Here is a 4,702-nt window from a genome sequence, read left to right as displayed (position 1 = left end):
CTGTTAAACAAGTTAAGTCAGGGCGTTTTTACTTTTTACATTGCTTTTAACTGCATTGTTTTTAACCTAGAAAAGAAATATATCCCTGCAAGATAACCAAATTCACAATATCCACAAAGAATGCACCTACGATAGGCACTACCATAAACGCTTGTGGTGATGGCCCATATCGTGTCACCAATGAGCCCATATTCATCACAGCGGTTGGGGTTGCTCCAAGACCAAAACCGCAGTGCCCACCAGCGATCACAGCAGCGTCATAATTTGATCCCATGACTTTAAATGTCACAAAATAAGCAAAAATACCCAACACGACCGATTGCACCGCTAAAATCACCAGAAATGGGACAGCCAAGTCAAAAATATTCCATAACTTTAAACTCATGAGTGCCATTGCAAGAAATAGCGATAGAGAAACGGTGCCTAAGATGTCAACGGTTTCAGCATCAATTTTATGAACTTTCGTCAATTCCAGTATATTGGTAATGAACACACCGATGAAAAGCGCATAGACAAAATCGGGGATCATCAACCATTTGATTTCAAATGCACTTACCCACTGTTCTAAATATTTAGCACCAGTGACACAAATAAGAAGGATGAACAAACCCTCAATCACTTTCTTTGCGGTGACTTTATCTTCTTCATATTCATTGTACGTAACCAGCTCTGGGAACTTATCGTGCGTTTTGGTTCCTCGTCCATACTCAGATTCAAACCCGTTTTTATTAATGAGTTTTTGGGCAACTGGGCTACCGATAATCCCACCAATGATCAAACCAAAGGTCGCTGAGGCCATGGCAATTTCTAGCGTATTGCTAAGCCCATAATTGTCGTTGAATGTTTGAGCCCACGCCGCTCCCGTACCGTGTCCACCCGAGAGGGTAATAGAACCGGCGATCAACCCCATCAGTGGGTCAAGACCAAGAGCCGTCGCTAACGATACACCGACGCCATTTTGGATGATGATATAAAACGAGGCAACAGCGAGGAAAAGAAAGACTTTTGCGCCACCCTTAACCAGTTGAGTGTAATTGGCCGCAAGGCCTACGGTGCTGAAAAACATCAGCATAAAAATATTCTGCAACGGCAATGAGAACTCTAAATCTAAGCCGTAAAAATGTAGAAGAGTGATCGCGAAAGCGACAATTAAGCCACCGACGATGGGCTCAGGAATGTTGAATTTTTCCAAGATAGGCAGTTTTGCGTTAATAAAGTGACCTAAAAAAAGCACGCTAATAGCGATTAAGAAAGACTCAAGGGGCCCAATTGAAATTAAATGGTGCATATAACCTCTTATTACTGCTTCACTCATCTTCCTTAATGAGTTTGGAGATCATCAAAGAAAAGCTTGATAAACTCGAAAAAAATACGATTGATCGATACGGATCATCCTTATGGATATTGTTTATTTTCAATGATATACGATGTTTATTTGATGGGTTTTACGAACATACGGCCTAACTGGTTTTGCTCGAAAAACATCTTCGCTCACGGCTTTTGATTGTCATTTTAAAACTCCCATTAGACGAGCGAGGAGGCGTATCATACCTAACAGACAAAAAAAGAGCCAACCGCAATGATGCGATTGGCTTATATATAGTGTGAACAAATTCATTCACTAACAACGTCAGTTGGCTAGGTGACCCTCGGCTTTAAGAAGGGTCGAATAGTATTATGCATGAAGTATGCCAACTAAAAAAGGTCTGCTTTTTAGCTATGCATCGCATTAATTCATCAAAATGTAGTACTTTTTCGCATTACGCAAATTGCATTATGCGAAACGAATGCAAAACAATACTCACTCAGTTGCTATAAAACAAACTAACTTTCTGCGCTTTTTCACCTTAAGCCAGCACCACTCACTCATCTTTTGTACAAGCATTTCTTAGTTATTTCATTATATACTTCCGGCACATACACTTAATCATGCAGATTCAATGAACTATTTCAGTACGTTTTTAAAAGGGATGGCCATGGGCGCCGCCGATGTTGTGCCGGGTGTTTCGGGTGGAACCATTGCATTCATCACTGGTATCTATGACACTTTGCTTGAAAGCATTCGTAGGATTAATCCAAGTTTATTGCGCATAGTCAAACGAGATGGGTTAGCCGCCGCATTTCAACATATTAATGGCTTCTTCTTGCTCGCACTGTTTGGGGGAATATTCACCAGTATCCTCTCTTTGGCTAAACTCATTTCTTGGCTGTTAGCCACGCATCCTATTCCCATTTGGTCATTCTTCTTCGGTTTAATTCTGGTTTCGGTGTTCCATATTGTGAAACAAATTGAGCAGTTCAAACTTTCTCGGTTGCTCTTCGCTTTGCTGGGAATTGCGTTTGCTTACAGTATTACGGTACTTAACCCAATGCAGATGGAACCAACAGCGCTGAACACAATTCTAGCCGGTGCTATTGCCATCTGCGCCATGATTCTACCGGGAATTTCTGGCAGTTTTATCCTGTTGCTGATTGGTATGTACGCACCGGTACTGGGCGCGGTGAAAGAGATGCAAGCCGATATTTTGGCACTCTTTTTACTCGGATGTATTGGTGGTTTACTGAGTTTTTCTCACGTATTGTCTTGGTTACTCAAACAATTTAGAGATTTGACCTTAATTTTTCTTACGGGATTAATGATCGGCACCTTACCCAAAATCTGGCCTTGGAAAGAAACGCTCACTTGGCGAACCAATTCTCACGGTGAGCTCGTTCCTTTACTGCAGCGAAACCTTTCTCCATTGGAATTTGAGTCCATCACTTCACAGCCTTCGCAACTGCTGGTAGCCATTTTATTGATGCTTTGCGCTGTTGCCCTCGTGCTTGGCTTGGAGCAATATGCAAAACATCACGATGTGTAAATCACACCGCATAGCATGAATGAGTAAAGGTGGGGAGACTCACCTTTACTATATTGATTTGTTGCACATTTTATCCATTCGTCACCACTGAAAAAAGATAGCTGTGATAATATTCGCGCTTTATAACCGCTTGGATTGTCCCCATGCACAACGCAATCAAAATCGGCGTCTTTGTTCTAGCCCTACTAGCGGGTTACTTTAGCAGCGATATTTTTAATTGGCTCTCTTCAGCACACTCTTCTCCAGACATTAATCGATATTGCCAATTGTCGAGTGCCCCTTGTCGACAAGGAGATGTTGTCATGACATTGGCACACGATAAATCTCAACCTTTGGTGGCTAACACTCTGACCGTTGAATGGCCGCAAGCCAATGCAAGTAAACTCACACTCACACTCAATGGGCTAGAGATGGAGATGGGCACCGCTAAATATGTACTGACGCCGCAGGAAGACGGGCTCTACACAGCACAGATTGTACTCCCAGTTTGCACGACTGAAAAAATGACATGGATTGGCGAGCTCTCTGATGGTCGTACCCAAGTATTCCCGGCAATAAGGATGGAAAGATGAGTAAAAATTGGTCTCTGGCATTGGTGGTTGCGTTTGTATTAGGCTTTGGCATAAAAACCTATTTTGATACGCAGCAAAGTATGGATTTAGAGGGCGGTAATAGCTCATCTTCTGAAGTAATTTTATTTGGCAAATCAAATCAACCCATCTCTATTTTTGATACTAAAGATGAACGCATACGTGTTGTTTACTTCGGCTTTACACGCTGCCCAGATATCTGCCCAACATCTCTGGCTATGTTAGCAGGTGCACTCAATCAACTGGATGATGTAACCAAAGCAAAGCTGCGCCCTTTATTTATCTCTCTCGATCCAGAGCGTGACGCTGCCGATGCTTCTCATCAATACGCCCAATATTTCCACCCGATGATCGAGGGACTTTCTGCTCCTTTAGACATTACAACACCACTGGCGCATCAGTATGGCGTCATTTTCCGCAAAACCGAATTAAAGGGATCTGAACTGAAATACACATTAGATCACAGCTCCTACTTCTACTTTTTACAACCAGATGGAACATTAATCACTAAAGTTCCACACACGCTTTCACCGGCTCCCATTGTTGAAGCCATCAAAACAATAATGACGTCATCACAAGGAAAATAACATGAAGCTCAATGCTCTTTTTTTAGCAAGCCTTGCCTTTAGCCCACTAGCTTTTGCGAACACAGATATAATGGTACATCACCCTTACGCACGCGCTACCGCACCAACCGCCACCACCAGCGCAGTATTTTCTCAAATCATGAATAAAGGTGAAACGGACCGTTTCATTGTATCGGCCAACACCGATGTGGCAGGGAAAGTTGAGTTGCATGATGTAATCACCGAAGGAGATGTGATGAAAATGCGTCAAGTCACTGAATTTAAAATTCCGGCCAAAGGGCACGTCGAACTCAAACCGGGCGGCTTGCACATCATGCTTTTTGATTTGAAGAAACCATTGGTTGAAGGTGAAAAGATTGACGTACAACTGACCTTTGCCAATGGTGAGCAGCAAACCATTACTGCACCAGTAAAAAAAGTGATGAGTGGTATGGCACACCATTAAAAAGAAGAGGGTGAGCGATGTTGGCTTACCCTCTTTTATCATCGCACTAAACGCTCATTGACCAGTCTAATGGCGAGAGCGAGACATCCCGACGAGAGGCTTATCATTCCACCACCACAAATGCTACATTTTATTTACATTTCACTCAAAATCGATTGCATTTCCACACATTGATTAATTATTTGTGCTGATTATCAATTAATTCTAGACACAATATCC

At 42.4% G+C, this 4,702-nt stretch carries 5 protein-coding genes; 4 read left to right on the top strand and 1 reads right to left on the bottom strand.

Translation table 11 applies throughout. The features are described from left to right. Nucleotides 1-61: 61 nt before the first annotated feature. Nucleotides 62-1,288, bottom strand: a complete 1,227-nt coding sequence (gene gltS / locus B9J87_RS16930; RefSeq protein WP_026028168.1) for a sodium/glutamate symporter — start codon at nt 1,286-1,288, stop codon at nt 62-64. 652 nt (nt 1,289-1,940) lie between these two features. On the opposite strand from gltS, the gene B9J87_RS16925 reads away from it, so the two are divergent. The 4 genes from B9J87_RS16925 (at nt 1,941) to B9J87_RS16910 (ending at nt 4,483) form a co-directional block, all read left to right on the top strand. Then, the gene (locus B9J87_RS16925; protein WP_094151854.1) at nt 1,941-2,861 is read left to right on the top strand and encodes a DUF368 domain-containing protein; all 921 of its coding nucleotides are present in this window, start codon (nt 1,941-1,943) and stop codon (nt 2,859-2,861) included. Between the two features lie 143 nt (nt 2,862-3,004). After that, complete coding sequence (locus B9J87_RS16920) at nt 3,005-3,433, top strand: hypothetical protein (protein ID WP_017048144.1); 429 nt, start codon at nt 3,005-3,007, stop codon at nt 3,431-3,433. Beyond that, entirely contained in the window at nt 3,430-4,038 is a 609-nt protein-coding gene (locus B9J87_RS16915; protein ID WP_094151852.1) for an SCO family protein, read from the top strand. The genes B9J87_RS16920 and B9J87_RS16915 overlap by 4 nt, the downstream gene beginning before the upstream one ends. 1 nt (nt 4,039) lies before the next feature. Next, entirely contained in the window at nt 4,040-4,483 is a 444-nt protein-coding gene (locus B9J87_RS16910) for a copper chaperone PCu(A)C (RefSeq protein WP_017048143.1), read from the top strand. Nucleotides 4,484-4,702 lie beyond the last annotated feature (219 nt).

The organism is Vibrio sp. V19_P1S1T109, assembly GCF_002241375.1.
Classification (GTDB): domain Bacteria; phylum Pseudomonadota; class Gammaproteobacteria; order Enterobacterales; family Vibrionaceae; genus Vibrio; species Vibrio anguillarum.
Note: the sequence above shows the minus strand (reverse complement) of the source record. Positions and strands in the feature narration are given on the sequence as shown.